General features: G+C 38.5%; 15 protein-coding genes. All 15 read right to left on the bottom strand.

Translation table 11 applies throughout. From position 1 onward, the window contains the following. Window positions 1-2: 2 nt before the first annotated feature. On the bottom strand, window positions 3-728 hold the full coding sequence (locus FA727_RS03945) for a GntR family transcriptional regulator (protein ID WP_136829412.1): 726 nt from the start codon (window positions 726-728) through the stop codon (window positions 3-5). Window positions 729-1,167: 439 nt separating this feature from the next. Continuing rightward, window positions 1,168-3,516 (bottom strand): DNA translocase FtsK, encoded by a 2,349-nt coding sequence (locus FA727_RS03940; RefSeq protein ID WP_136829411.1) that lies wholly within the window; start codon window positions 3,514-3,516, stop codon window positions 1,168-1,170. A 232-nt stretch (window positions 3,517-3,748) separates the two neighbouring features. Continuing rightward, window positions 3,749-3,961 carry a YlzJ-like family protein gene (locus FA727_RS03935; RefSeq protein WP_136829410.1) on the bottom strand — a complete coding sequence of 71 codons (213 nt, stop codon included), beginning with the start codon at window positions 3,959-3,961 and terminating at the stop codon, window positions 3,749-3,751. Next, a complete protein-coding gene (locus FA727_RS03930) occupies window positions 3,958-4,716 on the bottom strand; it encodes a ClpP family protease (RefSeq protein ID WP_136829409.1) in 759 nt (252 codons plus the stop codon). The genes FA727_RS03935 and FA727_RS03930 overlap by 4 nt, the downstream gene beginning before the upstream one ends. 188 nt (window positions 4,717-4,904) lie before the next feature. Further along, the gene (locus FA727_RS03925; protein ID WP_213084011.1) at window positions 4,905-6,623 is read right to left on the bottom strand and encodes a ribonuclease J; all 1,719 of its coding nucleotides are present in this window, start codon (window positions 6,621-6,623) and stop codon (window positions 4,905-4,907) included. A gap of 117 nt (window positions 6,624-6,740) precedes the next feature. Further along, a complete protein-coding gene (gene dapA / locus FA727_RS03920; RefSeq protein ID WP_136829407.1) occupies window positions 6,741-7,616 on the bottom strand; it encodes a 4-hydroxy-tetrahydrodipicolinate synthase in 876 nt (291 codons plus the stop codon). 75 nt (window positions 7,617-7,691) lie between these two features. Next, window positions 7,692-8,939, bottom strand: coding sequence for an aspartate kinase (gene dapG / locus FA727_RS03915; protein ID WP_136829406.1), 1,248 nt, complete (start codon window positions 8,937-8,939; stop codon window positions 7,692-7,694). 56 nt (window positions 8,940-8,995) lie between these two features. Then, window positions 8,996-10,045, bottom strand: coding sequence for an aspartate-semialdehyde dehydrogenase (gene asd, locus FA727_RS03910; protein ID WP_136829405.1), 1,050 nt, complete (start codon window positions 10,043-10,045; stop codon window positions 8,996-8,998). Between the two features lie 213 nt (window positions 10,046-10,258). Further along, entirely contained in the window at window positions 10,259-10,861 is a 603-nt protein-coding gene (locus tag FA727_RS03905; RefSeq protein ID WP_136829404.1) for a dipicolinate synthase subunit B, read from the bottom strand. Window positions 10,862-10,866: 5 nt separating this feature from the next. Next, window positions 10,867-11,760 carry a dipicolinic acid synthetase subunit A gene (gene dpaA, locus FA727_RS03900; protein ID WP_136829403.1) on the bottom strand — a complete coding sequence of 298 codons (894 nt, stop codon included), beginning with the start codon at window positions 11,758-11,760 and terminating at the stop codon, window positions 10,867-10,869. 251 nt (window positions 11,761-12,011) lie between these two features. Beyond that, window positions 12,012-12,257 (bottom strand): YlmC/YmxH family sporulation protein, encoded by a 246-nt coding sequence (locus FA727_RS03895; RefSeq protein ID WP_126406066.1) that lies wholly within the window; start codon window positions 12,255-12,257, stop codon window positions 12,012-12,014. A gap of 102 nt (window positions 12,258-12,359) precedes the next feature. Continuing rightward, entirely contained in the window at window positions 12,360-13,598 is a 1,239-nt protein-coding gene (locus FA727_RS03890; protein WP_136829402.1) for a M16 family metallopeptidase, read from the bottom strand. A 123-nt stretch (window positions 13,599-13,721) separates the two neighbouring features. Beyond that, on the bottom strand, window positions 13,722-14,660 hold the full coding sequence (locus tag FA727_RS03885; protein ID WP_136829401.1) for a polysaccharide deacetylase family protein: 939 nt from the start codon (window positions 14,658-14,660) through the stop codon (window positions 13,722-13,724). A 204-nt stretch (window positions 14,661-14,864) separates the two neighbouring features. Continuing rightward, window positions 14,865-16,982: a polyribonucleotide nucleotidyltransferase gene (gene pnp, locus FA727_RS03880; RefSeq protein ID WP_136829400.1), complete on the bottom strand. Its 2,118-nt coding sequence runs from the start codon at window positions 16,980-16,982 to the stop codon at window positions 14,865-14,867. 382 nt (window positions 16,983-17,364) lie between these two features. Then, window positions 17,365-17,634, bottom strand: a complete 270-nt coding sequence (gene rpsO, locus FA727_RS03875) for a 30S ribosomal protein S15 (protein WP_126406054.1) — start codon at window positions 17,632-17,634, stop codon at window positions 17,365-17,367. Between the last annotated feature and the right edge of the window lie 117 nt (window positions 17,635-17,751).

The raw sequence follows: 17,751 nt of genomic DNA, 5'->3' as shown, positions 1-17,751 counted from the left end.
ATTCACACTCTTTTTCTAAGTACGTGAAAACTGAATTTATCAGCCCTGAAGTAATTGACCGAGTATAGAATGGGCTCGTCCATTTCATCAAAGTGCATTTGCTTTAATACAAGCAAAGCTGTTTCTGGTTCACATTCTAGTATGGGTGAAATTCTTTCGTGATATCCAACAGGTTCAATTTCTGCAACTGCGTATGTAATTTTTCTTTGTGCTGTATCGGCCAAAATATTGAACATGGATTCCTCTTCGTGGGAAAAGGTATCTGGAAGATAGGCCTTTGGAACTTTATCAACACAATAGACAACTGGTTCCCCATTTGCAGTTCGTACCCTTTCAATCACGACGATTTCATCATCAATGGAACATGAGAAACGACGAACATCCTCCTCGGTAGCAGCTTCAGTGTCTGAGCTAAAGAAAATGGTCCCTGGCTTCATTCCAGCTTGAACAATCATATTCGTTACACTATTAAGTTGTTCAATTCCGGAAGAAAATAAAGGTTTTGCGTTCACAAAAGTCCCTACTCCGTGACGTCGGATGATTATATTTTCTTCTTCAAGAATACGAAGTGCTTCTCTAAGCGTGGCCCTGCTTACTCCTAAAAGTTTCGCAAGGTCAAATTCCGAGGGAAGCTGTTCTCTCTCTTTGTAGATACCCTCTTCGATATCTTGCTTAATCCGATCAATCACTTGTAAGTATAAGTGTCTATTATCTGCCTTGATGGACATTTTTGCTTCCTCCAACCAGTTTTCTCCAAGACATCAGACCTCTGATGTATAATCAATCCTACTAATCGAAAATACTATACCATTTTTCTAGGTATAAATAAATAGAGAAAGACAAAGTTCTACAAAAAATACGTCAGATTTATTTACAGCTTACGATTAGAACGCTTCCAATGACCTAACATTTCCCATTATTACTAAAAAAATATAGTAAGGGATTCCAATAGTATAACCTAATTGAAACATCCCTGTTCCAGATATTGCTAGAACTATCAGAAAAGAGAGACGATAAATATAATCTTGTCTTTATGTAAATAGTTTTAACACTTCTTTATGTTAAACTCCCTTAACTAAGTAATTTTTTCTCAGTCTATATTATAAAAACCGTAGAGCTACTCTAAATCCTTTGAGTCTCTCTACGGTCTGGTTTAAATTTTTTTATTTATGAACTTGCTTCTTCTGATGGCTTATCGATTAATACAGCTCTTGGTTTACTGCCTTCATATGGCCCGACAACACCTCGAAGTTCCATTTCATCTATAAGTCTTGCAGCTCTTGTATAACCAATTCTAAACCTCCTTTGAAGCATGGAAACAGATGCAGTTTGCATTTCAACGATTAAGTCTACTGCCTCATTGTAAAGCTCGTCTTCAACCTCTGTTGTGGTCTCAGGGATTTCATCTGGAATCATTTCTTCCTGATACTGGGCCTTTTGTTGACCTATAACAAAGTTTACTGTCTCTTCTACCTCTTCATCAGATAAAAAGGCCCCTTGAACACGGATAGGCTTAGATGCACCTACTGGAAGGAATAACATATCTCCTCGACCAAGTAGCTTTTCCGCTCCACCCATATCCAGAATTGTTCTAGAATCCGTCTGAGAAGATACAGCAAATGCAATTCGTGAAGGTATATTTGCTTTTATGACACCAGTAATAACATCAACCGAAGGTCGTTGTGTCGCAATAATCAAGTGGATTCCGGCTGCACGAGCCATTTGTGCTAAACGTGTAATGGCATCCTCAACATCATTCGAAGCAACCATCATCAAATCAGCAAGCTCGTCCACAATCACTACAATATATGGTAATAATGGTTGTTTTGCTTCTGAGTCTGCATTATGGCGATTGATAAATTCATTGTACCCTTCTATGTTTCTTGTTCCGGTATGGGAAAAGAGCTCATAACGCCGCTCCATTTCACTAACGACCTTTTGCAGTGCTTGTGAAGCTTTTTTAGCATTTGTTACAACTGGTGCAAGTAGATGCGGAATACCATTATAAACATTCAATTCTACCATTTTCGGGTCAATCATCATTAACTTCACTTCATGCGGCTTTGCACGCATTAAAATACTCGTAATGATCCCGTTAATACACACACTCTTTCCACTACCAGTAGCACCGGCTACCAGCAAATGGGGCATCTTATTCAATTCTGCTAAAACTGCTTCACCAGTTATATCTCTACCTAAACCAATCAGTAATTTGGAATCAGGCTTGTCATTTTGTTTCGATTCAAGTACTTCTCTTAGAGATACCATCGCGACCTCTGAATTTGGTACCTCAATCCCGATTGCAGATTTCCCTGGGATCGGTGCTTCAATCCGTATATCTTTTGCCGCTAATGCTAATGCTAAATCATCACTTAGGCTGACAATTTTACTTACCTTAACCCCAACATCAGGATGAACTTCGTATTTTGTAACAGCCGGTCCCAAATGTACCTGTGTTACCCGAGCCTTTACACCAAAACTTTGAAAGGTTCTTTCGAGCTTCGCTGCATTCGCATGAATTAATTCATATTCACCACTTTGGTCGGTATGACGCGGAAGCTTAAGTAGTTTAATCGGAGGAAGCTTGTAGTCGACGTTTTCTACTTCTGTAAATGTAATTGGAGGTGCACTTTCCTCTTCTACTTCATGATGCTCCTCTTCTTTTTTACCCTTATTCTGAACATCAGTGGGTACCTCTTTTTCAATGCGATCATAGGCTTTTTCAGCAAAGCTTGAAATAATCGGTTCCGGCTTAGAAACAGATCTATCTCTATTTACATCAACAGGAATGATAGCCGCCGGTTCTTCTTTAATTTCTTTATTTTGTTCTCGCTCTTGTCGCTCGGCACGAATAGCTTCTTGTCTTTCTCTTCTTTTTTGCTTGGAATGCTGAACATCACCTAAGAAGGCTTTCCATTGGTTCTTTATAAAGCCTCCAACAAATACAAATGGCTTTCCAACGGCCTCTCCAAAGGTTTTTCCGGTTAAAAGAATTAGTCCAATAATGATGAGCACAATAGATATTATTTTTGTACCTGCTCCCTCAAATAAGAAGTAGAACATGGCGTACATAATTGCACCAATCAATCCGCCACCTAAATCAGTCGTACTCGTCTCCCCATTAACTTCCATCCAAAAGAGTTCCCATGACTTTTTAATAACACTTGGGTCGTCAAACTTTTCATTATTTAGTAGATTCTCAAATAAAGTTACATGACTTAAAAGTAAGAGTGCAGCAACTATTAAGTAAATACCTATAAGTCTTTGGTGGAAATAGTTTGGAATTTCTCTTCTCCAAATGAAATATCCCCCTATCAAAACGAGGGCAAGTAAAAACAACATGTACCATTCACCAGTGAAGAAACGGAAAAAGAGGACGAACGCACCACCAACAGCACCTAAGTTCGCAATGGATATGGCTGCTAGAGCAACTAATATGAGCCCGATTAGTTCAAATCGAACAGTCCGTTTAAACTGATTATTTTTCTTTGCTTTTCTTCTTTTTTTCTTTACCATTCAATCACCTTAATTTAGTTAATATCGTAGACATGTCAATCATATATCAAGTGAAAAAAGAACATTTGAATAGATATGTAGTTAGAAAATTGTTCATTTTTTCATTATCTTGGTACATCGTGAAATTGACTCTCTTGAAGTATGTAAAAACGAAAGCAGCCTAAGTGGCTGCTCTCATGTGGTTTAAATTTATTATATCATAAGCTCGTACTGCAGTTCTATTTGTTCTTTCTTAAGAAAGAGAAATCTTTGCACCTGGTTGAAATCTTACATCTAAGAAGTGTTCTGGGTTTGTACTCAATACTTGAATTACACGATAAGCCTGATTCTCATCTTGCTCAACAATTAACGATATACCATCATAGTTAACCGTTTTGCGCTTTGCGAACTCACTTTCTTCAATTGGATATACGAGTTCTAAAGGCATCGTCGTATATAAAATCATTGCACCATCCCCTCATTTTCCTCTTTATTCAAATCGATTAGTTCATTCAGTTTTTTCATCGCTTGGCCAATTCCGCCAACTTCGTCTATTAGACCGTATTTAACCGCATCATTTCCAATCACATTCGTTCCAATATCACGCGTTAAATTCCCTTTATCAAACATCAATTCCTTAAACTTCTCTTCAGAAATATTGGAATGCTTCGTCACAAAACTTACAACTCTTTCCTGCATTTTATCTAAATACTCAAAGGTCTGCGGGACTCCTATCACTAGTCCTGTTAATCGTATTGGATGAATTGTCATCGTTGCCGTCTCAGCAATAAAAGAGTAGTCACAGGAAACAGCTATTGGCACTCCAATAGAATGACCACCACCTAGAACAAGTGAAACGGATGGCTTTGATAAGGAAGCCAACATCTCAGAAATCGCCAGGCCTGCCTCCACATCTCCACCAACAGTATTCAAAATAATGAGGAGACCTTCGATTTTTGGATTTTGTTCAATGGCCACAATTTGAGGAATAATATGTTCGTATTTTGTTGTTTTGTTTTGTGGCGGTAGCTGCATATGGCCTTCAATTTGTCCAACGATTGTCAAACAATGGATTTTTGAATCCTGTGAGAGTTGCGGGACGTTGGTTTGACCTAGTTGTTGGATTTTTTCCATCAGAGGTGATGGCTTATCTTCTTTTGGCGCCTCCGGCTCTTGTCCACCATCACCTTCGGCATTTTTCCATCTATATTCATGATCCATTAAAATCTTCTCCCTTCTTCGCATGCTATCTCTATTATTCAACCCTCGATTACATTTCATACAGGTATTTCCATTCAAATTAAAAACGATACACATGTATCGTTTTAGAATCAGCCTATAAGTTCAAGTGTTTTATAGTTATTAACTTTTTACTACAAAATAAAACGACAACTAGTGTCGTTTTAGAATTAGACCTCCATAATAATTGGTAATATCATCGGTCTACGTTTTGTTTTTTCATATAAATACTGATTCAAGCCATCTCTCATATCTTGCTTAATACTAGTCCAATCAAAAAATTCCTTCTGTAGATTCTTTTCTACGATTCCTCGGACTAGTTTCACCGAATCTTCCATGAGTTCCTCTGACTCTCGGACGTAAACAAAACCACGTGAAATGATTTCAGGACCAGCAGAAACCTTCTTCGCTGCTTTATTCAAAGTAACAACGACAATCAAAATGCCATCCTGTGATAATAGCTTTCTGTCTCGCAGAACGATATTTCCTACATCTCCAACGCCATTTCCATCGACAAGCACATTACCTGCAGCTACCTTGCTTGAAACCTTAATTTGGTCGCCCATGAGTTCGACTACTTCTCCCTTGTCAATGACAGCAATCCGATCATCCGTAAAGCCAATTTCCTTAGCGATCTTGCTGTGAGCACGAAGCATTCTATATTCTCCATGAACAGGAATAAAGAATTTAGGATTCATTAAGTTGAGCATGAATTTCAGCTCTTCTTGACTTCCGTGGCTCGATGTATTCACTAAGCGTCTACCTGAGATGACATTTGCTCCAGCTCGACTTAACATATCAATCGTTTTAAAAACGAACACTTCTCTCCCGCGAAGAGGAGAAGCAGCAATTAATACCGTGTCCCCTTTTTGAATATTAACTTGCTTATGTTGGCCCTTCGCCATCTTTTGTAAGGCCTCAATTGGCTCTCCTTGCATGCCTGTCGCTAAAATGACAATTTCATCATCAGCATAGTCTCTTATTTCATTAATCGGGATAATGAGTTCGTGATGAACATACAAATAATCAAGTTCAATCGCAATATCAAAAACCTTTTGGAGGCTTTTTCCTACCACTGCAATCTTTTTACGGCTTTCATATGCAGCATCAAAAATATGCTGAATGCGATTTATATCCGAAGCAAAGGATGCTGCAATAATTCTTCCTCTTGCATTGTAAAAAGCGTCTTTCATTTCTCTTATAACAACTGCTTCTGATGGCGTATAACCCGGTTTTTCAGCGTCAGTACTATCAGACAACAGACATAAGACACCTTCTTCTCCTAATTGAGCCATCTTACCGATTTCAGGCTTGTAAAGTTCATTTGCAGTTTGGTCAAATTTAAAATCCCCTGTATACACGACTGCACCTTTTGAAGTACGGATAGCAATCCCAACAGAATCAGGGATACTATGATTCGTTTTAAAAAAGGTTACTCGCGCGTCATCAAACTCTAATATGGTATCAGAATTGATTTCGATAAACTCAGCTTTCCCTCTATACTCTTGTTCTTTTATAATCGCCTTTGCTAATGCAAGTGTTAGTTTCGTCCCATAAATCGGCACTTGAATTTGACGTAAAACATATGACAGTGCTCCAATATGATCCTCATGACCGTGCGTTAAAAATATTCCTTTGACCCGTTCCTTGTTTTGCGTTAAATAAGTGATATCAGGAATAACAATATCAATACCGAGCATTTCATTCTCAGGTAACATAAGACCAGCATCAAGGACAAAAATATCATTGTCCACTTCTACTATGTACATATTTTTCCCGATTTCTCCGACTCCCCCCAGAGCCACTACCTTGATGTTTTCATTCGTTCGTATGTTCAATTCATATTTCCTCCTACCTGTTGTTTTACGACCTGGATCAGTTAACCTCATTATACTTGAAAATAGAAATCCTTTCCAACAAAATTAAGCTGAAGGAACTTAAACAGTTCTAAAGAAGGTCCATTTAAATACAAAAACGGCTTGAAAAACTCAAGCCGTTTTTTATCATTATTTTTCTACATTGATTAAAGCAATTAAATCGTTTCTCTCTGTTTCTGTGAGAGGAACAAGAGGTAATCTTACAGATCCTACATTTAACCCTATTAATTGTAGAGCTGTTTTAACCGGAACTGGGTTCGGAGCTTTAAAAAGTCCTACCATTGTTGGCAATAACTCTTGATGCAGTTTAGCTGCACGCTTCGTGTCACCATTTAAAAATGCTTGAACCATTTCTTGCATTTCGTTCCCAATAATATGGGATGCAACGGAAATCACCCCTGCTCCTCCAATCGATAGAACTGGTAAAGCAAGACTATCGTCTCCGCTATATAAGTAAAAATCTTCATCTGTATTCGAAATAATGTTCGTCATCGCGCTCAAATCTCCACTGGCTTCCTTTACGGCTACAATGTTTGAGATCTTTGATAAACGAATGATCGTTTCTGGTGAAATATTTACAACAGAGCGGCTAGGGATGTTATACACCATTACAGGCAATGTCGTACTTTCCGCAATTGCTTTAAAATGCTGATAAAGTCCCTCTTGATTTGGCTTATTATAATATGGCCCAACCACCATAATCCCATCTACTCCAAGCTGCTCCGCCTTCTTAGTTAGCTCGATAGATGCATAGGTATTATTGCTGCCTGTACCTGCTATAACAGGAATACGCTTATCTACAACCTTAACAACATGTTGGAAAAGAGCAATCTTTTCTTCCTTTGTTAAAGTTGGTGATTCACCTGTTGTACCCGCAACTACTAATGATTCGGTACCATTTTCAATTAAATATTTGATTAATTGAGTCGTTTTTGCAAAATCGATATGCCCTTTATTATCAAAAGGGGTTACCATTGCCGTCGAAACTCTACCAAATAAAGCCATATTTACACTCCCTTGAGTACATTTAACCCTTTTTATAGGTAGCCTTTTCGGAACCAAAAAGACTACCCTCTCTCTTTAGTAATTATCCATCCGTTCATATTCGAAGGTGTCATTCTCAAGTTGAAAAGCGTCATGTAAGGCATTTACAGCCATTACAAGATCGTCTTCCTTCACCAATACCCAAATGGTCGTGTGACTATCTGCAGATTGTAGAATACGAATTCCTTTTTCCGATAATGCTGATACAATTTTCGCTGTAATTCCAGGGACACCTGCGATACCGGCTCCTACAACGGAAACTTTCGCACAATTTCTTTCCAATTCAGGTTCGTAGCCTAAGTCAGTTAGTATCTTTTCTGCTTTATCGCTCATCTCGTCTGTGACGGTATACACAACGCCATTAGGAGAAATATTGATAAAATCTACACTGATTTTTTCATTTGCCATCGACTTGAAAACTTCTGTTTGTAGATTGTATTGTCCTTTTTTAGCCAAAACCTTAATTTGCGTAACCGGAGCAAGATGGGCAATCCCTGTTACTGTACGTTCTCTAATATCACTACCATGATTGTTTCTACTTATCGATGTAACCAAAGTTCCTGGATTGTCCGTGTATGTTGAACGAATTCTAATCGGAATTTTTGATTGCATCGCAATTTCAACAGCCCGTGGATGAATCACCTTTGCTCCTTGATAGGCCAAGTTACAAACTTCGTTATATGTTACAACCGTTAATGGTCTGGCATTTTCTGCAATTCGTGGATCCGCCGTCATAATGCCCTCTACATCAGTAAAAATGTCGACCCATTCTGCTTGAAGCGCTGCACCTAATGCAGCTGCTGATGTGTCACTTCCACCTCTACCAATGGTCGTTGTATCGCCATTTTTGGTAGCACCTTGGAAACCAGCTACTACAACAACATCATATTCTTTTAATTCTTCAATGATACGGTCGCATTCCATTTTCATGATTTTTGCATTGGTATGGTCTGCACTTGTTCTAAATCCTGCCTGTGCTCCAGTAAGTGAAGTGGCATTTACTCCGTTTTCTAATAGCATATTTGTAAAAACAACGCTAGAAATAGCTTCACCAACAGAGAGCAATAAATCCTGTTCTCGCTTTGTTACTTTTGTTTTAGAGCCACCTATCAAGGATAAGAGAGTATCCGTTGCATATGGATCGCCACTTCGTCCCATGGCTGATACAACTACAACAACCTTGTATCCATCAGATAATGCTTTTTGAATATGCTTTCTCGCATATTCTCTAGCTCCTTCATCCTTTACAGATGTTCCTCCAAATTTTTGAACGATTATTTTCATCGTAACACCTCAATTATTAAGAAAACCTCATGATGTTTATATTCACATGAAGCAAATTATTTAACTAGTCCAATCTTTATTAAGCTTTCAGCAATTTGAACAGAGTTCCATGCTGCACCTTTTAGAAGGTTATCTGATACCACCCACATGTGGAATCCTTTTACTTCGTCTAAGTCTTGGCGAATTCTTCCGACAAATACATCATTTTTTCCAACGCAATCAGCTGGCATTGGATAGATTTGATTGTCTGGATCGTCTTGTAGGACTACACCCGGTGCATCCTTTAACAATGCTTTAATATCCGCTACTGTTGCTCCATCCTGTTCCACTTCGAAATATACAGATTCAGAGTGGCCAGTGGCAACCGGTAGACGTACACAAGTTGCTGCTACCTTTAATTCAGGTAAATGCATGATTTTCTTTGTTTCGTTTATCATTTTCATTTCTTCGAATGTATAACCATTCGCTTCAAACTTATCAATTTGCGGAATCGCATTAAATGCAATTTGATAATGTTTTTTGTCTGATTTTACTGGAAGAATTTTCGGTTCATAACTCTCTTCATTGATGATCGCTTTTGTTTGCTCGTACAGTTCTTCTACCGCTTGGGCACCAGAGCCTGAAACAGCTTGATAAGTGGACACAATCACCTTTTTTAGACCGTATTTTTCAAAAATCGGTTGTAGGGCTACTACCATTTGGATCGTCGAGCAATTTGGATTTGCAATAATTCCATTATGAAGATGAAGATCCCCTTCATTTACTTCTGGTACAACAAGTGGAGTATTCTCATCCATACGGAATGCACTCGTATTATCAACGCAAATCGCACCTCTTTTCACAGCTTCAGGCGCTAATTCCTTTGATACGTTTCCTCCAGCACTGAAAAGAGCGATGTCCACTCCTTCAAAGCTATCTGGAGTTGCTTCTTGGACAATATGCTCTTGTCCGTTAAAAAGGACTGCCTTTCCAGCTGAACGGGCTGAAGATAAAACAGTCAATTTAGAAATAGGGAAATTCCTATCTTCAAGCGTTTTGAGCATTTGCTGCCCTACTGCGCCTGTTGCTCCAACTACTGCTACATGAAATGCTTTTCTTTCTGCCATCAAATGTTTCCCCTTCCATACACTTCAATATCTTATAGTAAGTTTAACTCTAAGAGAGGGAGGGTTAATCAACCTTTTCCCTCTTCTTAGAAATAATTAAATAAAGTCGATTTCACAATGTGAAAAGTTAGATTAAATCTTCAAGCATCATGAAATTTATTCAATGATACCATCTATTTTATCATATTCATACTTTAAAGAAATAAATTTTTGCTACGATGTTAGATCTTTATACCTTTCTACTAGTACAGGCTGTAATTGTTCTCCATTTATCGCAGCTTCGATTGTTTCCGATACTAAAGTCATACGCGCTACTAAAGAATTGGGTTTATTGACAGGGTCATCTTGACCATAAGGAACAAAGTAAATATTCTTTGTGGCCATTAGCCTCATAAGGTTTACTCCGTTTAATCCAAGTGCGTCGTTTGTTGAAATGCCAAGGACAACTGGTTTCCGATTGCGTAAGGTAGCTTTGGCAGCCATTAGCACTGGACTGTCTGTCATTGCATTCGCAAACTTACTCATAGAATTTCCCGTTAATGGCGCAACTACCATACAATCTAGCGGGATTTTCGGTCCTAATGGCTCAGCTTTAACAATCGAATCAATGATTTTATTCCCTGTAATATCTTCGATCCTTTGTACCCAATCTTCCCCTTTTCCAAAGCGTGTATCTGTATTTTTAACAGTATAGGTGACAACAGGCAGAACTTCAGCCCCTGCATTGACTAGTTTTTCAATTTCAGGAAAAACCGCATCATAGGTACAATGGGAGCCTGTTAACCCAAACCCGATTCTTTTTCCGTTTAAGCTCATGTTGCTTACCCCTTTCGTGATTGTAAGTCCTCTTTTAAAACTCTTGAAAGAACGTTCGCCAATATCTGTCCAGCAGTCTTAGGTGCAACGATTCCAGGCAAGCTTGGTGCGAGCAAAGCCTTAATTCCCCTTTTTTCGGCATAGCGGAAATCGGTACCGCCTGGTTTAGAGGCTATATCGATAATTAAAGTATGGGAAGGCATTTTTGATATGACGGATGCTGTAACGATTAAATGTGGAATGGTATTTATACAAATATCAACGTCTTTTACATGTTCTTCGAGGTTTTTTAAATGAAAAGGAGTGAGCGACATTTCTGTTATTCTTGCGATATGTTCCGTTTTCCTTGCTCCCACCTTTACATGGGCACCTAAAGCATCAAATATTCTAGCCACCGTCATACCTACTCTCCCGAGACCGAGGACTAAGATGTTCGAACCATGAATGGTAAAATCAGTGTGCTGAATCGCCATCATGATGGTTCCTTCCACGGTTGGAATAGAGTTATAAATGGCTACATCATCTCTTTGAAACAGCTGAACGAGTCGGCGGTCTGTTTTTTGGGTGATTCCGTCTAGATACGCATTCGTTATTCCAGAATATATTGTGCAATGGGATGGTGTCTCAAGTAAGATTTCTTCTGTTAAATATACCTTTTCATTTGAAAAAATTGTTTCGACCTGACCTTCGAGACTTGTTCCTGCAACTGGTAATATAATCGCATCGATTGTGGCGAAATCTGTCTCATCGATTTTTTCTTTAACTGCACCAGAGAAAGCATGATCAAGTTGTTCAAATCCGATTAATGAGAGTTTTGCATCGAGTTCTGTTAGTCTACGGATAATTTCTAGCTGTCTTGCATCACCACCGATGACTGCTAAATGCAATCCTGTCAGCATAGAACATTCACCTTCTTTTTTAAAGAATCCTAAATAGGAATGAAACATTCATAATGTTTAGAGTGATTGCCTTTTTAGAGGCTCATTATGAATTGTTAGAAAATAGCATATTACGAACTACTCCAACATCATATGTTTGAAATTTGGGATCGGTGAGTTATCCGACTGAATCAGTCAAATTTGGATAGTGAATTAGGAAGTCCTTTTTCCCGACTCTCTTTTTTTAAATAAAAAAAGGACTGACTTTTAAGTCAATCCTCGTCGTCTGGAATGTCGATGATGATCATGTCATTTCCGATTTTTTTGATATGCCTCCATGGCACTCGAACTTCTCCACCTTGGCGCTTGAATCCAAACCATTTTAATGATGGAATAAGTAATGCTCTTATTTGACCGCTTCTTTCATCAATTTCTAAGTCTGTTTGGCCCAGAACCCCTAGCCGCTCGGCCTTCTTCACGTCGACAATTTCTTTGCCACTTAGTTCGCTTAGTCGCATTAGAAAAATCCCCTTTCAATTCCACTCTATATATATGTATCGAAGGATGAGAGATTTTAGAATAAGCTCAGCCGCAAAATAAAACACCCACTGGGCAGTTGATTAGACTAAATTTTTCGGTAAAGCTCCATCTGGACTAATTAAAGAAACAGAGAATTGGTCTGTAAAAATTTTATTGGCTAATTTGTCTACATTGTCTTTTGTGACTTCATCAATTTCTAGCACGATCTCATCAAGAGAACGATGACGTCTTAAGACTAATTCATTTTTTCCGTTACGACTCATACGACTATTTGTGCTTTCGAGGCTGAGCATTAAACTACCCTTGAGTTGTTCCTTACAATTGTTTAACTCCTTAGCTGTAATCCCTTCAGCTTTTAGCTTTGAGAGTGTTTCTTGGATGGTATCAAATAATTCATCCAATTGCTTTGCACCTGTGCCTCCATAAATCGTAACAATTCCACTATCTTGGTAAGAAGAATGATATGAGAATACGGAATATGCAAGCCCTTTTTGCTCACGTACATCTTGGAACAAGCGAGAACTCATACTTCCACCTAAAACGTTATTAAGGATAATCAAATTATAAATATCCTCATGGCCAACCTGAAGACCTTCGTAACCGATACATAAATGAGCCTGTTCCGTTTCTTTTTTACGAGCTAATCGATTCGTATGGAATGTTGGCTTCGATTCAACTTGTTCTTGTTTTCCGCCTTCATAGCTACCGAAATATTTCTCTACTTCAGCAATAAAAGTATCTGAGATGTTTCCAGCAATGGAGACAACGACATTCTCCGGCGTGTATGTATGATGCATATATTCCTTTAATTTTGCTCCACTAAATGTTTCGAGTGTCTCTTCTGTACCTAAGATTGGATAACCTAGAGCGTGATTTTCGTAGATTGCTTTGCTTAGTAAATCGTGAACAATATCGTCTGGAGTATCTTCATACATTTTAATCTCTTCACAGACAACCTTCTTTTCTTTTGCTAATTCTTCTTCAACAAAAGTAGAATTGAAAAACATATCAGCTAAAACATCTAACGCAAAACCAGCATGGGCATCGAGAACCTTCGCGTAATAACAAGTATATTCTTTTGAAGTGAAGGCATTTACTTGTCCCCCAATGCTATCAAAGGACTCCGCTATTTCACGTGCTGTTCTTGTTTTCGTTCCTTTAAAAAACATATGCTCAAGGAAATGAGAGATCCCATTATTTTCTGGTGTTTCATTACGCGAACCTGTCCCAATCCAAACTCCGATTGCAACAGAACGAACAGTAGGGATGTTTTCTAGTACGATTCTTACTCCGTTTTGACATGTATATTTCTTTATCACAATGACTCCTCCTGTTTCCAAAACACGATGCTAATATCGTTTCTATTTCTTTAGCTTGTCTTTTTAATCCCTTTTTTATCCAAGATAACCATTAATCCTAACTTATTAGGTTCTTGAACGAGATTATCTTTCTTCACTAATTAACTCCGATACAGTATCTAGTTCGAAATTTTTCCCCTTTATTTCTTTAATTAATTGGTCTAACGCTTTTTCTGTTGAGGCTGTTGGGTGCATTAATACGATGGCCCCAGGATGAACTTTAGTCACCACACGCTGAATAAGCACTTCAGGTGTTGGTTTTTGCCAATCGATTGTGTCTACACTCCACATAATGGTTCTTAAATCGTATTCAGCTGCAATCGAAACAACTTCATCACGCATACTCCCACTTGGGGGTGCAAGTAAGGTTGGTACTTTACCTGTAGTTGCTTTAATAACTTCATTTGTTTTAGATATTTCCTGCCTAAGCATTGCACCAGATAAACGTTTCATATCTGGATGAGTGTAAGAATGATTTCCTACTTCATGCCCTGCTGCTACAATTATTTTTGCTAGTTCTGGATTGTTTTTCACCCATCTTCCTTCTAAGAAGAACGTCGCACGCACATGATTCTTTTTCAAGGTAGCTAACATTGGCGATAAATACTCATTTCCCCAAGCAACATTAATGATTAAGCTTACCATTTGCTTCTCAGGGTTCCCCTTGTAAATCGGACTAGGAGGAAGATCTGTTAAATGAATGGAGGGCGAAACTTCAGTAAACACGAGTCTTTCCTCATTAAACTCCCCAGCCTTTTTCATTTTCTTATAGGAAGCATCTATGTCAATTTTCAATCCATTAATTCCAGGAATGGTCTTCCATACTCGGTCAATCTTGGCATCAATTGCGGGTTTTTCATATTCCTTTGCTTTGAGGCTAATTTCCTCATACAAAGGGTCGGCTTTTTTACTTGTTAAAACTGAATCACCCTTTAACTTTACCAAATACTGATCAGTAAGAGAATTATTGACGATTAATACCCCAAGTAAAATGATCATAGCAATATATGCAAACTTTTTCATTTTATTTGCCTCCTTCCATAACAAATTATGAAAGGTTAGGACAAGGTAGAACATTGAAATGCGGAGGCGGCTTGTTTAGCCCCGACAAGCGCTGGAGCTAGACATCTTCCTAGTAGTCGTACGTAATACACAAAAAAGCCAGGGCTTGCCCTGACTTTTTAAAAGTATAGGAGCACAAAAAATCTTTACGTGAGTGAATACTCCTTAATTCTGTGCTTGTTCGTTTTGTTCTCGTTGCTCTTTAAGAACGGCTTTGCGAGATAAGTTGACACGACCTTGCTTGTCAATTTCGGTTACTTTTACAAGAAGTTCATCACCTATAGCGACAACATCTTCAACTTTACCTACGCGCTCTTCTGCTAATTCTGAAATATGAACTAAGCCATCTTTGCCGTTAAAGATTTCTACAAATGCTCCGAATTTTTCAATTCGTTTTACTTTTCCTAAATACATTTGTCCTACTTCAACTTCACGAACGATGTCTTCAATAATCTTCTTCGCTTTTTGATTCATTTCCTCATCTGTAGAAGAAATAAAGACTGTTCCATCTTGCTCGATATCGATTTTTACATTTGTTTCTTCGATAATTTTATTGATTTGCTTACCGCTTGGTCCAATAACATCACGAATCTTATCTGGATTGATATGCATCGTTAAGATCTTTGGAGCATACTTAGAAAGCTCATTCTTAGGTGCAGAAAGTGTTGCAAGCATAGAATCAAGAATTTGCATACGTCCCTTTTTCGCTTGTAACAATGCTTCTTCAAGTATCTCACGAGATAGACCATCAATCTTGATATCCATTTGAAGTGCCGTAACACCTTTAGCAGTACCAGCTACTTTAAAGTCCATATCGCCTAAATGATCTTCCATACCTTGGATATCTGTTAGGACAGTATAGTGTTCTCCAGACTTCACAAGTCCCATCGCAATACCAGCTACTGGAGCCTTAATAGGTACCCCTGCATCCATCATCGCTAAAGTACTTGCACAAATACTTGCTTGAGAAGTAGAACCGTTTGATTCTAATACTTCTGATACAAGACGAATTGTATATGGGAAATCACTTTCCTCTGGAATAATCGGCTCTAAGGCACGTTCTCCAAGTGCACCGTGACCTATTTCACGACGACCTGGTCCTCTGATAGGGCCAGTTTCCCCGACACTGAAGCTAGGGAAATTATAGTGGTGCATAAAACGTTTCTCTTCTTCGATTCCTAATCCATCAAGAATTTGCACGTCACCTAGGGCACCTAATGTACAAATACTTAATGCTTGAGTTTGACCTCTCGTAAATAGACCTGAACCATGCGTACGAGGTAATAACCCAACTTCAGAAGATAACGGACGGATTTCATCAGGATTACGGCCATCTGGACGAACCTTATCTTCCGTAATAAGTCGACGAACTTCCCCTTTTACAAGTTTGTCCAAAATTTGTTTCACTTGCTTCAAAGTATCATCGTCTACTTCTTGCTCTTCATATTTTGCTACTACGCGATCTTTAACAGCCTTAATTGCATCTTCACGCGCATGCTTTTCCTGTACCTGAATCGCTTGAATCATGTCTTTTTCACATTCGTTACGAATTTCAGCCTCTAATTCTTCATCTAAAATATAAAGTACGACTTCCGTTTTTTCTTTGCCGACTTGAGCAACGATTTCTTCTTGGAAGGCAATTAGACGCTTAATTTCATCATGACCGAACATAATTGCTTCGAGCATTGTTTCCTCTGGTACTTCTTCAGCCCCAGCTTCAACCATGTTTATCGCATCTTTTGTACCTGCAACAACAAGGTGAATATCACTTTTTTCTGCTTCTTCCACGTTCGGATTGATGATGAACTTCCCATCAACACGTCCCACTGTTACTCCGGCAATTGGTCCTTCAAAAGGAATATCAGAGATAGATAATGCAAGTGATGAACCAAACATTGCAGCCATTTCGGATGAGCAATCTTGATCCACACTCATTACGATGCTGATAACTTGTACTTCGTTACGGAATCCCTCTGCAAAAAGTGGTCGAATCGGTCGGTCGATAAGACGACTTGCTAATATCGCCTTTTCACTTGGACGACCTTCCCTTTTAATAAATCCACCCGGAATTTTTCCGACTGCATATAGTCTTTCTTCATAATTCACAGTTAATGGGAAGAAATCTAATTTCTTCGGTTCTTTTGAAGCTGTTGCAGAACTTAGCACAGCAGTATCCCCATAGCGGACTAATACAGCACCGTTTGCTTGCTTAGCAAGCTGGCCCATTTCGACGGTTAAAGTACGACCAGCCCAATCTATAGAAAAGGTCTTCTTTTGTTCCATTCTTTTTTAACCCCTCTCTTACTAACTAACTATTTAATGTAATACATTATTTTTTATAATAAATTTCATCTAACTTTTTGCTAGAAGACAATTATATTCAAAAGTAAAATTTAGATGCTTCGTTTAGGTTTATAACCTAAGAATAGCGTACCTCTATAGTATGTACATCTTTTTTCAGACTTAAAATAAACGAGTATGTATTAATTTTCCAAGTTTTTCATGCTAACAAAAAAGCGGGAAGAATCCCGCTTTTCCTTGTCTAGCTTCAAAGCCTAGACCCTCGAGGTCACAAGCCAATCCACTCTGAAAGGTAAAGAGCACCTTTCTGAGCGGCTCGTCTTGTGCTTGTCGGGTCTAACAAGGCTCTTCCGCTTTTCATCTTTTAACGACGTAATCCAAGTCTTGTGATTAACTCACGGTAACGTTGAACATCTTTGTTACGAAGGTAAGTTAAAAGGTTACGACGTTTACCTACCATTTTCAAAAGACCGCGACGTGAGTGGTGGTCCTTCTTATGAGTACGTAAATGTTCATTTAAGTTGTTAATCTCTTCAGTAAGGACAGCGATTTGAACTTCTGGTGAACCAGTATCGTTCTCGTGTGTTTTGAACTCATTGATAAGTTCATTCTTACGTTCTTTAGTGATTGCCATCCGTTTCACCTCCTAATTCTTAAATCCCCGAATGCTTCAGCAAGCGTCGGTGACTCGACTTGCCAAGCAAAGGTTCATATTATGGCGTGAATGATTTAACAAATCAATTCACGTTTA

The organism is Robertmurraya kyonggiensis (genome assembly GCF_005116465.1).
Taxonomy (GTDB): Bacteria; Bacillota; Bacilli; order Bacillales; family Cytobacillaceae; genus Robertmurraya; species Robertmurraya kyonggiensis.
Note: the sequence above shows the minus strand (reverse complement) of the source record. Positions and strands in the feature narration are given on the sequence as shown.

Coding starts and splice junctions, on each gene's coding strand:
- FA727_RS03945 (WP_136829412.1), bottom strand. CDS start 728: ATGTCCATCAAGGCAGATAATAGACACTTATACTTACAAGTGATTGAT.
- FA727_RS03940 (WP_136829411.1), bottom strand. CDS start 3,516: ATGGTAAAGAAAAAAAGAAGAAAAGCAAAGAAAAATAATCAGTTTAAA.
- FA727_RS03935 (WP_136829410.1), bottom strand. CDS start 3,961: ATGATTTTATATACGACGATGCCTTTAGAACTCGTATATCCAATTGAA.
- FA727_RS03930 (WP_136829409.1), bottom strand. CDS start 4,716: ATGGATCATGAATATAGATGGAAAAATGCCGAAGGTGATGGTGGACAA.
- FA727_RS03925 (WP_213084011.1), bottom strand. CDS start 6,623: ATGAGGTTAACTGATCCAGGTCGTAAAACAACAGGTAGGAGGAAATAT.
- dapA (WP_136829407.1), bottom strand. CDS start 7,616: ATGGCTTTATTTGGTAGAGTTTCGACGGCAATGGTAACCCCTTTTGAT.
- dapG (WP_136829406.1), bottom strand. CDS start 8,939: ATGAAAATAATCGTTCAAAAATTTGGAGGAACATCTGTAAAGGATGAA.
- asd (WP_136829405.1), bottom strand. CDS start 10,045: ATGGCAGAAAGAAAAGCATTTCATGTAGCAGTAGTTGGAGCAACAGGC.
- FA727_RS03905 (WP_136829404.1), bottom strand. CDS start 10,861: ATGAGCTTAAACGGAAAAAGAATCGGGTTTGGGTTAACAGGCTCCCAT.
- dpaA (WP_136829403.1), bottom strand. CDS start 11,760: ATGCTGACAGGATTGCATTTAGCAGTCATCGGTGGTGATGCAAGACAG.
- FA727_RS03895 (WP_126406066.1), bottom strand. CDS start 12,257: ATGCGACTAAGCGAACTAAGTGGCAAAGAAATTGTCGACGTGAAGAAG.
- FA727_RS03885 (WP_136829401.1), bottom strand. CDS start 14,660: ATGAAAAAGTTTGCATATATTGCTATGATCATTTTACTTGGGGTATTA.
- pnp (WP_136829400.1), bottom strand. CDS start 16,982: ATGGAACAAAAGAAGACCTTTTCTATAGATTGGGCTGGTCGTACTTTA.
- rpsO (WP_126406054.1), bottom strand. CDS start 17,634: ATGGCAATCACTAAAGAACGTAAGAATGAACTTATCAATGAGTTCAAA.